The sequence below is a fragment of the Chitinophaga sp. 01L420 genome (genome assembly GCF_056399985.1).
Window position 1 is genome coordinate 1 of sequence record NZ_JBFTSK010000156.1, and the last position, 399, is coordinate 399.

General features: G+C 53.1%; 1 protein-coding gene. It reads left to right on the plus strand.

The genetic code is table 11. From position 1 onward, the window contains the following. Window positions 1-399, plus strand: a 399-nt coding sequence (locus AC1DP6_RS36590) for an AMP-binding enzyme (protein WP_477059327.1), incomplete at both ends; no start/stop codon positions are given.

Here is a 399-nt window from a genome sequence, read left to right on the forward strand (position 1 = left end):
ACGGGCGATCTGGGTCGCTACGGGCGATCTGGGTCGCTGGTTACCCGATGGGAATATCGAGTACCAGGGTCGCCGCGATGAGCAGGTGAAGATTCGTGGTTACCGTATTGAGCTGGGAGAAATAGAGCAGGTATTGCAGCAGAGCGGTCTGGTGAACCAGGCAGTGGTGCTGGCTCGTGGTGATAGTGCCGATATGCGGTTAGTAGGATATGTGGTGGCGGAACAAAATTTCGATAAAGAACCAGTGATTGCTTACCTGAAGAACCATCTGCCGGAATACATGGTGCCATTGCTGTGGGTGGCGTTAAAAGAACTGCCTTTAACGGCTAATGGCAAGATAGACCGGAAAGCATTACCAGACCCGGATGTACGGGCGGAACAAAAAGGGCTGTATGCGGG